13 protein-coding genes and 1 other RNA gene are annotated in these 12355 nt (G+C 36.0%); all 14 read right to left on the bottom strand.

The annotated features are described in order from the left end of the window. Window positions 1-97: LuxR C-terminal-related transcriptional regulator (locus BHF68_RS15790; protein WP_141706230.1), on the bottom strand; the 97-nt coding region annotated here is incomplete at its 3' end. A gap of 400 nt (window positions 98-497) precedes the next feature. Next, window positions 498-851, bottom strand: a complete 354-nt coding sequence (locus tag BHF68_RS04715) for a type II toxin-antitoxin system HicB family antitoxin (RefSeq protein WP_069642506.1) — start codon at window positions 849-851, stop codon at window positions 498-500. A gap of 13 nt (window positions 852-864) precedes the next feature. Beyond that, complete coding sequence (locus BHF68_RS04710) at window positions 865-1086, bottom strand: type II toxin-antitoxin system HicA family toxin (protein WP_069642505.1); 222 nt, start codon at window positions 1084-1086, stop codon at window positions 865-867. A gap of 482 nt (window positions 1087-1568) precedes the next feature. Beyond that, window positions 1569-2657, bottom strand: coding sequence for an RES family NAD+ phosphorylase (locus BHF68_RS04705; RefSeq protein ID WP_069642504.1), 1089 nt, complete (start codon window positions 2655-2657; stop codon window positions 1569-1571). A 2-nt stretch (window positions 2658-2659) separates the two neighbouring features. After that, window positions 2660-3595 (bottom strand): sce7725 family protein, encoded by a 936-nt coding sequence (locus BHF68_RS04700; protein ID WP_069642503.1) that lies wholly within the window; start codon window positions 3593-3595, stop codon window positions 2660-2662. Between the two features lie 4 nt (window positions 3596-3599). After that, a complete protein-coding gene (locus tag BHF68_RS04695; RefSeq protein ID WP_069642502.1) occupies window positions 3600-4451 on the bottom strand; it encodes a sce7726 family protein in 852 nt (283 codons plus the stop codon). Between the two features lie 108 nt (window positions 4452-4559). After that, the gene (locus BHF68_RS04690) at window positions 4560-6272 is read right to left on the bottom strand and encodes an ATP-binding protein (RefSeq protein ID WP_069642501.1); all 1713 of its coding nucleotides are present in this window, start codon (window positions 6270-6272) and stop codon (window positions 4560-4562) included. Between the two features lie 345 nt (window positions 6273-6617). Next, window positions 6618-6972: a transfer-messenger RNA gene (gene ssrA / locus BHF68_RS04685) on the bottom strand. Between the two features lie 124 nt (window positions 6973-7096). Then, window positions 7097-7447, bottom strand: a complete 351-nt coding sequence (locus tag BHF68_RS04680) for a hypothetical protein (protein ID WP_084019209.1) — start codon at window positions 7445-7447, stop codon at window positions 7097-7099. A gap of 52 nt (window positions 7448-7499) precedes the next feature. Continuing rightward, window positions 7500-7622: a hypothetical protein gene (locus tag BHF68_RS15685; protein WP_301553598.1), complete on the bottom strand. Its 123-nt coding sequence runs from the start codon at window positions 7620-7622 to the stop codon at window positions 7500-7502. A gap of 101 nt (window positions 7623-7723) precedes the next feature. Further along, a complete protein-coding gene (locus BHF68_RS04675) occupies window positions 7724-9523 on the bottom strand; it encodes an aldehyde ferredoxin oxidoreductase N-terminal domain-containing protein (RefSeq protein WP_069642500.1) in 1800 nt (599 codons plus the stop codon). After that, a complete protein-coding gene (locus BHF68_RS04670; RefSeq protein WP_069642499.1) occupies window positions 9504-9929 on the bottom strand; it encodes a 4Fe-4S binding protein in 426 nt (141 codons plus the stop codon). Before BHF68_RS04670 ends, BHF68_RS04675 begins: the two co-directional genes overlap by 20 nt. Window positions 9930-10002: 73 nt before the next feature. Further along, window positions 10003-10473 (bottom strand): SsrA-binding protein SmpB, encoded by a 471-nt coding sequence (gene smpB / locus BHF68_RS04665; protein ID WP_069642498.1) that lies wholly within the window; start codon window positions 10471-10473, stop codon window positions 10003-10005. Window positions 10474-10575: 102 nt separating this feature from the next. Continuing rightward, window positions 10576-12285 carry a proton-conducting transporter transmembrane domain-containing protein gene (locus BHF68_RS04660; RefSeq protein WP_069642497.1) on the bottom strand — a complete coding sequence of 570 codons (1710 nt, stop codon included), beginning with the start codon at window positions 12283-12285 and terminating at the stop codon, window positions 10576-10578. Window positions 12286-12355: the final 70 nt, after the last annotated feature.

The following is a 12355-nucleotide window of genomic DNA, read 5'->3' as shown; positions in this document are numbered from 1 at the left end:
TCTTGACGGTGTTTCGTGAGCACTGGCAGCTAGATGAAATACTGCGTTGGCTCATACCTTGACTATTAAGCCTAAGGATTTCTCGATATTTGGTCATTTGGTTTGACCTCCTGTATTTGATTTGCACCTGATGGTGCATTTATCCATTATACAAGAGGTGGCTCTCGCCATGACCATAGTGGCTCTATCTGATGAACATGGTGGCTCATTTCAAGTACACACGTGGTTCATTTCTAAAATATTACTCAACAAAATAACTCCAAACAAAAAATAATAGGTCTCCCCATCCAATATTATTATTTTTCATTTCTATTGCAGCAACTCCATTCTTTGTGCTTTAACTTAAATCTAAGCATAGCCTATTTTATCCAATAGTAAAAGGACTAAAATTATAGCCCTTTTACCCATGAGGCTATTAAGGACACAACATAAAAAGCCCCTGCATCTCTGCAAGGACTCTCATATAAAGCACTAATATATTCATTATATTGGTATAATCAAGGATGTCCTTGGCTCAATTTATAAAGAGTATATTGATTTAATGATACACCTTCTTTTTCAGCTTCAATAGCAAGGCGTGCATGGAGCGATTTAGGTAAACGAACAACATATTTACCACTATATTTATCAGTATCAAGAGGAACAGGAACAGTAAATCCATTTTTAAGCTTTGTTTCAATCCAACCTTCCATAGCCTCCATTAAGCCGTCATAAGCCTCTTGAAAGTTTTCTCCAGTGCTTTGGCACCCATCTAGTTCCAAAACCGAGGCATGAAAATATGAGCCACTTTCATCAGCTATAGGCTTAATTATGTAATTGTATGGAAGTTTCATATAATCTTGAACATTCATTCTGGATTCCTCCTTAAAGAATTCTTCTCAAAATATCTTTAACATATACAGCTTTTAATGGATTTTCATCCTTTATAGTAATTACATCACCCTTTTTATTTACATACTGCCTATGGGATCCCTTCTGTCTATCTAAACGATATCCGTTAGCAACCAACACTTTATCTGCTTCCGACATACGTACACCGTTTGGTTGACGCTTCATTTTATTGATAATTATATCTAAGCTAGACATTTAGTAATCACTCCCCACATTTGTATAGTATCATATATAGTACTGCAGGTAAATAGGTTCTAGGAATAAACATTTCTCCCACCACTCTTAGAGGGGATTTCAGCTAATTCTAATTTCTTTTCGTCACTATTTAGCAAATCGTAAAGCAGAGCTTTCTTTGTAAAGATATGGATCATTCATTATTTATACCTAGAGCCAAATGTTTAATACCATAAATCAGAAATAATGTTATAACATCTTAGCATAACACTAAAAAAGCCCCTACATCTCTGAAAGGACTCCCACTTTTCAATATGTACTCCACCAACCTGATAACCACACAGAGGAACCGTCCCCTTGTGTTCTTGGTCGAGGGTTTTAATGGTGGAGGCGATCCGTCGCAATTTAACCCTCGACCACATTTTCTCATAAGTAGAAAAAACACACATTAAAATATTGAGTGCAGCATATTTGTTAATCAAATAACAATGAATAAATCCTAATTAAATTGGTTTTTCAAAATAGTTTAAACGTTCTATCCAATATGTCTTGACGTCAATACATTTATATAAGTCTGGATTAAATATTGCAAGATTATAACCACTGGGATTCATAGTACTATTATATTCTATCCCTGCGTATTCCGAATTTCCATTATGTTCAATGCTCTTTATAAAATCGCTAATATATTGTGTGGGAACATAATCAAGAGCAGAATCGCTTTTTCGGATGGCTTGTCCCATTTCTTTATTGATTTTTTTTAAGTGTTCTTTATTAATAGCGTGTTCTTTATAATCTAACCCATCTAAAAAAGGACTTATTTTATCAATAGATTTTAAATTCACAACAATAATATCTTCTTGTAGCTCAAATGTACCTACTGAAATATATTCGTAAGCTCCCGCACGAACCTCATGAATAGTAGTTTTTATATCATTAGCTAAATACAGGCATCTAATACCTTGTGCATTTGCACGCCCCGCTGACGCATTCTCATAAGTCGGTGCCCCCATCTGATTGCATATTAGCCCTTTAGATGTTGATATTCTACCACGATAAAATAAAGTGCCTTTCTTATACGGCTTACGAATATAGGAACAATATCGTTTTAAAATATCTAAGTTTATAATGTTAGTGTGAAATCTGTTATGCCTTTTTAGTGCAGTAACAAAATTTTCCCAACTATTATCTCTTAAAATAGAGTGACCCTTCAAATACTCCAGATTATATGAATCCTCTATCATTACAGGATAGTCAAATAATTCAGGAGTGAACTGGTACTTCTCTTTGCAAATCTTAGTAATAATTTCGTAAATTTGACTTGTATTTAAATTATTAAAAATGCCCCATTTTGCAAAAAGTTCATCTTTTAATAAAAACGTCTCTGATTTTGGGTAGTTATCTGGGAGTAATTGAATAGGGGTATAAATATTTAGGAATTCATCAAAACACTCTATTAATTGAGTGTTTATATCTGAATTATAAATGAATATTTCTGTACTGCCACATATTGAGCAGTCCCCATATTGTCTAAGACTCTTAATTCTACCTATCAATTCCGAATCGCAGAAACACTTTTCACAACATATCATTACTAAATCTCCCCATCTAAATATCTACCAATAAGTTCAAGATGGTGCATAAGTGACAGTTTTTTAACGGTACCTAACCCTGGATATATTTCATTATCATACATTCTCATAAACTCATTAATCCCATACGTGTTTAACATTTCACTTTTGTTCCAATCAACTAACTTCTGAAGCGCTTCTGCGAATTTACCTGCTGGATTTGTAATATCTTCATTTGTGTCTGAGACAAAGTGTCTAACTCGTAATCTGTTTTCATTATCAAAATATACAATATGTATTGCCACAGCATAAGGAGCAAATCCTGTTTCCGTGTATTCATTTCCAATGATTGAATAATCAGAAAAACCAACATACCCATCATCACTATAATACAGATGATCCGAAGAAAATGGTTCATCTTCAGTTTCTATGTAATCAACATTTCTGGTTTTCTTCTTAAATCTATCATCCATCATAACTATATTCTCTCGTATTCGTCTTAAGAAAATCCTTTCATCAGGGATTAAATTATATACTGGCTTTTCCATGTTGAATAGCTTTTCATAAATAGTTATATAATCTTCGTTTTCACAAATTGAGATAATATTAGAAATTTTTTCCCCGCATTCTTGTAATGTTTTGATTAGCTTTTCAACAGCAGGATTTATATGATACGCATTTATAATAAACTCTTTTCGTTGCATCTCTAGAAGCTTTTCTCTATTATGGGTATTCTTCTCATTTTTGCAATCAGAATTGAAGCTTCCGACTGTGGGATTAATTACTAATGCTAATTTAGAATCATAATCCTCAAATGCTTGAATTGTTTTTATTAATGTGGAGGATAGTTTTACTGGTTCGACTATTGGTAAAATGCTTTTACTCAATAAAGACTTCTCTAACAACTCTCTTAATGCTATTAATTCAAATTGCCTACCTCTCAGACACGGAAAATACATAGGTTTAACCCCCAAACTTACTTTTTAAAAAAACTTTTAATTTTCTATAGTCAGTCTTTCTCATATTCATAAAATACGTTAAAAACTTTAGTTCATAGGGTATCTCATTATACATATCTAAGTCTATACTGCCTCTTTTTTTCAACTCTTGTATAAATAGCTCATACGCTACCATCGTGTCTATTTTACAAAACATTTCTGTACATGTATTGTAATAATTAAATTGTGATACAGTCGGCAAGTGACCATAATATGTTAATATTATATTTTCATATTCTGATTTTCTTAATATCTTAAATATTATGTTTAGATCTAATTGAGAATTATCCATCATAGGTTGCTTCTTTTTGCTTAACGTGTTGCGTTTAGTTAGTAAATAAATCCCAACTTGTGATCCTGATAACATTTGTTTGATAGTTTTATAATTTGATTCACTAGTAACGACAGACACATAGTTGAAGGCTTTATAATAGTCATCAACTTGACTTTTGAGTCTTTCAAAATTATCTAGCTCCGTTTTAATTTCATATACAATAGCTTTACCATTGATTAGAATAAAGTCAGCTTTGGACTTAGATACTGATACTTCTGTAAGTGCAGTTGTTGTCCTTGGACTATGAACCCCTAAAAGCAATTTGTTTAATAGTGTATTCTTATAAAAATACTCGTTTCTATAATTCTTACTCAGTTCTTTATATATCTCACTGATTAGTTGCCCATTATTTTTAATATCTGGGTCGTTAATATATCTTTTTATCGCTGAAGCATATGTCTCTTCGGCTTGTTTCTCAATTAATTCAAGTAAGGTACTCCTAGTAAAAACTCTATTTAAAATTAAATGATTGCTAGTATACATAATTAACCAACTCCGCATTTGTTCCTTTATAAGAATATTAATCCATCTGTATCGTATAAGCAACCTTTAAATCTAGTTTTGACCTTAAATTGCATTTATTCTATCAAATTACATAGTTTTTGATTTAGAAAATGTAATACCGAGTCTTTCTTGAAGATACTCTTCCAAGACTATTACTTCAATTCTGTGAGGATCTCTTTCATTTTCTAAAAAATATTGTGTGAACGAATCTTTTTCTGATGTACCTGGTACACATTTAAATTTCCTTATCTTCCCAAATGCATCAGTTACAGTTTCATCATTTTTTAAGTTAGTTTTCCAGCATACAATACCATATAATCTTTTAAATGAATGATTAAAATTATTTTTAAATGTATTCTTAAATTCAACAAACCTTAATGTTGAACGTTCAAGGTCAACTCCAGTATTTTTCAACCTAGCTAATACATCAATTCCCGCATGTGTATCATAATCAACTATCTCAAATGGAAAAATATTTGGGTCAAGTATGTCAATAGTATGGTATAATGCGAATACCCCTTGCTCTTGTCGTGGCTCTCTGAGTAGCACATTATTAAAAACTGCAACTTTGTTTGATTGTATAAAGCTCCTCCTTCTTTCATAGTCTCTTTCTTCTTTTCGCTCACTTTGATACGCGTATGATTGCTCTTCCAGATATTCAAGATTTCCCCATTCGTCACTGTCAGTTATTTTTTTATAAATTTCTTTAACTGTGATCTTAATTTCTTCCAGTATATCTCCAGGTGTATTGTCAACAGATCCCCTATTTGCTGTCAATTTTAAATCCTGACAATTAAAGAATGCATGGAATTTAGTGTACTCAGAACCTTTGGTGGTAATCCATTCATTTTTTCTTTGAACTGGTATATAATCTTTTGATAGCCATATACCATACCTTTCTTGTACTGTGTAAGCTCCAGCTGGAGCTGAATATCCACTTCTTCTAATCATGTTATTCACATTACGTTTAGCCTTATTTCCTACTATGTAAAAAACTGCTTGATATTTTATATCTGGAAATCTATTCAGGCGTCCGTCACATATCCATTTTTTCACATAGTAATCAGGTGCATCTGCCAAATACTTATCAAAAAGTTCATCTAGATTTTCGGACTCTTGAGGAAAAACATGTCCAAATTGAAGCGATTCGGGTTCTGATTTATCGACACCTTTTAATGACAACACCACATCCAAATGTTCACTACCATCATGTAATTCATTCTCAAACGAACCAAACTTTGTAAACCAATATATATAATCTTTTAACCTCTCATGATTAAATACATCTCTTTCATTATTATTATAACCTAAGATTTGAATAAACGTCCCTTCAAACACCTCATCAGTTGTTTCTACATTTACTGTAGGCACTTCTTCCTCATATAGACAACCAAGAGGATTTTCCATTATAGCTTCATATTTTGTCCCATTTTTCCCAGTTACGACATATACTTTTTCTGAATTGAAGTAAATTTTAGTTCCATGGCCTTTTTCGCCAATTATCGAAGTATCTTGTTGTTTCTTTTCTCTTCTTGTTGAATTGCCCAAATCAAAAAATGATTTTAACTCACTGTAATCCATGCCTTCACCATTATCACGAATTATAATTTGAAGTCTTCTTCGACCTTTGTCCAATTCTACGCTAAAATGAATACTTATTTCTTTAGCTTTTGCATCAAACGAATTACTTATTGCTTCCCTTACAATATCTAGTGGATTTGAAAAGTCACTAGCTATTTCTAAAAACTCTCTACTTGGGTTTACTTCTGGCACTAATATCGTACAATTTTTTGTTACCATTTCACTACCTCCAAAGTCAATTTATTACTATTGTTCTTCGGCAAATTATTTAAAAATCCTTTATCGATATTTGTAATTTTTTGTATGATTTTGTCGAATATGTGGAATTAAATCATTTAAAATCAAAATAACAACAATGCAAAAATCAATTTGCACTGTCTAGCTACTTGAACATTTGTATCGTAGTCTACCTATTTAAAACTTAATAATTATACAGACAACGTATGCACCCCACACAAAAAGCCCCTGCATCTCTGCAAGGACTCACATAATCAGTATGTACTCCACCAACCTAATTAGCGCACAGAGGAACCGTCCCCTTGTGTTCTTGGTCGAGGGTTTTAATGGTGGAGGCGACGGGAATCGAACCCGTGTCCGAAGATATCGCCACATAAGCGTCTACGAGTGTAGTCGTCGTATTGTTGGTTCGCCTAAAAGAGATCCCAACGACAGGAGGCTTTTAGACTATCCGATTAAGTTTCGCCAAAGGGCCATCGGCATACCCAGTGACTAGTCTGCTGATTATGAGCCTCATTCACGCCACACAGACAATGGAGTGGTGAGGCAGCTACTTTATACTAAGCAGCTAAAGCGTAATCTTGTTTGCCAATTGAATTTGGCTTCCATGTTGTTGAAGAGGACATGGTCCCCTACTCGCAGCCCATGCTCGAACTATCCCCGTCGAATCCAAAACGCCCCCTAGTGTTTTGGCGAGTACAGTTCAAATAACTGTAAAAATTATTATACCATATTCAGCACTGCTTTTCAATACTGCTAGTTGCTTATGCTAGTTTACTTAACTATCTATTGTTAATCACTAATTGCTAACCTAATCTATTCATCATTGCTTTAAATACTTGCTCGAAAGGCATTTCGCCCATTTCATCGAGCATTTCATCTAATTGTGTTTTACGCTTTAATGAGCCAGCAAGTAGAATCTGAATCGTCTGATCCTTGTCTATTGCGATTGAATCAACTTGCAGGCTTCCAGCTAATATACCAATAATCACTAACAGTTGAGCAGGGGTCAGCTTATTCTTACGCTTTTTATTACCGTTGTTACATTGATTACTTTTTTTATTAGAATTTTTATCTGTATATGTATTGCTCTGGTTGTTATTAGACAATTGCTGAGTCAGTTGCTCTATAATAAGCTGTATCTCTTTGTTGTCCACCGCGCTCCCTCCTAGCTACCAGATATATACTAACTAATTTGCATCTAGTATATTAAATAAAAATAACTTCCCTTGCATTAGCGATAGCATCGCCATCAATTGTAAGGAAATAATAGACCATAAGAATTACAATTGCTAAAAGCACATAATATTGCATATCATCACAATTAGACATAAAAATCACTCCCTCTTGCTAGTATATTGTCTCTAACACGAGAAAGTGATAATAGTATTGCCTGTATCCGATTTATAGCTAGATACTTATTCTACCTTTTCTTATTGGACGTTGCTAAGTAAATTGCTTAGTTGCTGCTTATACTCGTCTAGCATCGACTGAATAGTCTCTTCTGAAAGCTGACCAATTAAAGATTTTGTCTCAAAAAATCGTTTTGGAAAACGAAGTTCATCAATATTAAACCCTAAGTCCGTACGTAATCGGTGCTTTAACTTATAAATATCTTTACCAAGTTCATTAAGCTGTTGTTCATTTACTTTGCAACCTGTTGCTGCTAGTGCTTTTATAACCCGTTCTGGTGTGTATATGTTTCTCGCAAACAGACACACCCCTACTGACGTTAATACGTTTCTCCAGCATTCTTCATCAATTAACTCTCGTATCATTTTCTTGTGTGTTTCAGGTTTCCCCTGGTCTTTGCGGTGCTTCTGATCTACAGAATAGCCAGCATTGTCTAAATGTGAGTGCCTAGCTCCTATCGATTGACCTATTACATGGGCATGACCCGTATGATAACCTGCCATCTCTGTCTTACCCATGGTCATGGCAAAATCCAAACCACCGTATACCTCAGCTACAGCATCAGTTCCCTTTGCGAGCAATCTATAAAATTCATTTGGCTGCTTGACGATATTTTCTAGCACATGCAAGCAACCTTCTACTTCATCAAAAGCTACCTCTGTGCCTAATAGCGTTTCGTCGATTATCCCTTTTTCAAAGGCTTCAATTACCCACCCGAGGGCAACCCCAGCTGTAATTGCATCCAGCCCCAAATCCTCAACCTTATCTATGAGCTTATATACCTTATCCTGGGATGACATGCCTAGGTAAGAGCCGAGGGCGAATATTAACTCATGGTCGTAGGAGATACTTTTGGACTCATATTCATAAAGCTCGCCAAACATTTGTCTATGTAAACCAATATGAATGCAGCCTATCGGGCAGCCCGAGCAAGCAATTTGACGTAGTAAGGTTTGCTCAGCAAAAGCCTCTCCACTAATAGCTTCGGCGTGTTCGAAGTTGCTTTCCTGCATATTTTTAGTCGGAAGGGCATTAAGCTCATTAAGTGGAATAACGTTAATTGCCGTGCCTAGACCATGGTATTTGTCCATGATGTCCGTCTTAACCGTTTGATTATAAATATCTTCATAAGCTTGTTTATATTCCTTAGCATTTGTCAGTGGCTCATTTGTATTACCGACTACTACCATCGCCTTGAGGTTTTTAGCACCGAACACTGCTCCTAGCCCGAGCCTGCCAAAATGCCGATACGTATCAACATTTACGTTTGCGAACGCCACCTTGCGCTCACCCGCTTGACCAATCCTTAATGAACTCCGGTGTCCTGTGCCAGGTACCAATTTTCTTAAAATTGTGCCTACCTCACCAACGCCCATTCCCCAAATAGCAGAAGCATCTTTAAAATTAACTGCCTCGGCATTTACTGTTAAGTACGTTGGACGCTTTGCTTTTCCATGAATAACGATTGCATCATAACGAGCGCCACGCATAGCTAACCCAAGGCGCATCCCAGCATGACTTTCTCCATATTCCCCAGTTAATGGTGAACGGAACACTGATATTACCTTAGTAGCTACAGGAAATATCGTTGCCAGTGGACCATTTGCAAATATTATTGGTTGTTCTTCAGCCAAAGGGTCTAAATCTTTTTTTAGAAACTCGCTAAATAACTTAGCAGCTAATCCTGTACCCCCAAGGTAGTGAGCTAAGTCAGTACGCTCATGAATCTCTAGCCTTGAATTCGTTAAATCTATTTCTAATACTCGAATTACTCGAAGCTCTCGATTATCCCGATTATTCTTAGTTTCCTGTTGGGTCATACTTCCGCTCCTCCATCACTATGACATTATGGGGACAGAATTTGACGCAGGTTCCACACTGAATGCATGCTAGAGGGTGCTTCTTTTCCTCGTCAAAATAAAGGACATCGACAATACATGCGTCAATACAATCCTTACATCCACTACATTTCTTTGGATTAAAGCGAACTCCACCGCCAGCACGCACTGTTAACGCACCCCAATTACAGGCTTTCGCACAGGGAGCATCAATACAACCTAAGCAAATCTCAGCAACAAAACGGCTCTGAAAACCTCCTGCTGTTCGTATTTGCATCGCCGCCCTTGATGGCGCTAAACTATTTTTCACTGTTCTCGCACACGCAAGCATGCAGGAGTAGCAACCAATGCACTTGTACATATCGACAACCTGCAATATTTTCGCCATACAGTCAGCTCCCATCTTATATTTAAGGCAAAAAACTAATTATAATTTCCAAACTATATTCGCAACTCTTTAATTACATTTTCTGACGTTCGCGGAAGGCGCGCTCAATTTCTCGCTGGGCATCCTTTTTCGCTGCATCATGACGCTTATCGTACAGCTTTTTACCCTTAGCTAAGCCGAGCTCCATTTTTGCTAGACCATTTTTCAAGTAGATTGATAATGGCACTAATGAGTAACCCTTTTCTTTAGTTTGCCCGATTAGCTTAGAGATCTCAATTTTATTTAATAGTAGCTTGCGCATTCTTGTAGGATCATGGTTAAAACGATTTCCCTGCTCATAGGGACTAATGTGCATATTATGGATGAAAACCTCGCCTTTTTTAATTGTTGCAAAGCTTTCCTTAAGGTTGGCCTTGCCCGCCCGAATCGATTTGATTTCAGTCCCTGTAAGAACGATTCCTGCTTCAAGCTTTTCCTCTATAAAATAATCGTGATATGCTTTTTTATTTTTTGCTACTATTTTAATTCCAGATTGCTTTGCCATAATTAGGCCCCTTTCAAAAACCAACAATGTATAATTTCAATAGCTATATTTAGATAGTTATAATACATTCGGTATCATTAACTTATCCCCATTCTACTTGTTTTAAGGTATGACTGCAATCATTAGCATGACGGAGATTACAAACACAAGCAGTGCTGGCACTACAATCCACTCTAGCATAACGCGATTTCGGTCTGGATTATATGTCTGCATTTTCGCTATTACAAAGCTTCCTATTGCCTTATTGGGCTTAGATACGACCTTACCTAATAATTGTATGCTATCCGCTAGCCTTAATAATAACCTTTTCAATGAAACGCGTAAGAACCAATCGAAGTCTAGATTCATTACTGCCTTCGGTGTCAGCCTTGGTAGTAGTAATACAAATACAGCAGCTATCCCAATTAAGAAAAATAGTTCTTCGATAACCTTCGTCATTGTATATGGTGTGTAATCTACAACATATGGCATTAGCTGAAATAACGACTGCGGTAATACACCAAAGACAATACAAGCTAGCGCTAATGCTATCATCGTAATATATTTATATGGGACGTTAGCTACTAGCTCCCGCTCATGTTTATACTTCCATTGATAATCTGCATCACTTTTGTAAACAAAGCCATAATACCCTAGCTTTAGTGGGATGGATAAGGCAGTACCAACGCTAGCTACATATATGGCGATGGCAACAAATCGATGGTATTCTGACGCAGCAGCACCAACTAGGGCCTTACTCACATAGCCGTTAAGAAATGGTAGCCCAGAAATCGCCAGTGCGCCAATCATGAACATAAGGGTATTAACAGGCATCTTCCGATAAAGCCCACCTAAATCCGTTAGCTTCCAGCGATTCGTCGAGTAAATAATAACTCCACAACTCATAAACAACAGCGACTTAAATAGTATATTCCCAATAGCTAGTGCAAATGCCCCGTTAATTGCCAACTCCGTTCCGATTCCTATTGCAGCAATCATCAGACCTACCTGGCTAACAATATGATAGGAAAGCAGCTTGCGTATTTTATTTTCTAAAATGGCATACAAGACCCCATAAATCGCCATGAAAACCCCTAGATAAATTAAAAACCCTTGTCCAGGAAATACCTGCATAATCATAAAGACGGCAACCTTGGTCGTGAAGATGTTCATAAATAATATGCCTGAAATACTCGTCTCTGGATATGCGTCTGTAAGCCATGTATGCAGTGGTGGAATTGCTGCGTTAACAGCAAAACCTAGGAAGATTAACCAAAAAGCCAAATCAATGCTTCCTGTCAAAACTTCAATCCCTAAATTCCCTTGATATACCTTTAATAGGACTCCAAACAACAACAAATTACCACCGAAAAAGTGGTAAATCAGATAACGAATTCCCGCACCTGTTGAACGCTTTGAGCCACCATACCAGACTAAAAACGTTGAACTAACGGCCATAAGCTCCCAAAAGAACAGGAGCGTTATCCAATCCCCAGCAAAAACACAGCCTATGGCTCCAGCTCCATAGAAAAAACTGGCTATTACTTCGCCACGCTTTCTTTGGTTAAAGCCATATAATTGTGCTATGAAAAACATCGCCATTAAAATGACAGCAAACACCCAACGACTCCAATCAACGTATAGCACCTGTAGTTCCAATTGATTAATGAAGGTGACTGTTCTAGATATATCTTGCGGAAGATAAAATACAACAGCAAAAATAAAGAGCGCAGCAGCAAGTTTAACACTAGCTATAAACCTAGCTGGCACAAACAATAGTAAAGCTCCAAATAATAATAACAATACACTTGGATGTATATCTGTAAACATCATACTGCGCTCCTCCTTTCCGCTTTAAATAATAATTCTCCAGATAAATCTAATAATTTTCAGTACTTATTTT

It is taken from the genome of Desulfuribacillus alkaliarsenatis, assembly GCF_001730225.1.
In the GTDB taxonomy this organism is placed as follows: domain Bacteria; phylum Bacillota; class Bacilli; order Desulfuribacillales; family Desulfuribacillaceae; genus Desulfuribacillus; species Desulfuribacillus alkaliarsenatis.
Note: the sequence above shows the minus strand (reverse complement) of the source record. Positions and strands in the feature narration are given on the sequence as shown.